This window comes from Streptomyces sp. PKU-EA00015, assembly GCF_013387495.1.
In the GTDB taxonomy this organism is placed as follows: Bacteria; Actinomycetota; Actinomycetes; order Streptomycetales; family Streptomycetaceae; genus Streptomyces.
This window is the reverse complement of record NZ_JABZEE010000160.1, coordinates 1-210: the sequence shown is the minus strand read 5'-3', so window position 1 is coordinate 210 and position 210 is coordinate 1. Positions and strand designations below refer to the sequence as shown.

The 210-nt window shown below is 61.9% G+C and carries 1 protein-coding gene; it reads right to left on the bottom strand.

The features are described from left to right. On the bottom strand, window positions 1–210 hold a 210-nt coding region (locus HW130_RS35335; protein ID WP_177153842.1), incomplete at both ends, for a cbb3-type cytochrome c oxidase subunit I.

Sequence of the window (210 nt, the reverse complement as noted above, 5' to 3'; positions counted from 1 at the left end):
AACTTCGGCCACCAGAAGTGGAAGCCGGCGAACATCGCGAAGACCACGGTGCCGAAGACGACGTAGTGGAAGTGGGCGACGACGAAGTACGAGTCGGAGACGTGGAAGTCCATCGGCGGCGAGGCCAGGATGACGCCGGTCAGACCACCGAAGGTGAAGGTGACCAGGAAGCCGATCGTCCAGAGCATCGGTGTCTCGAAGGACAGCGAG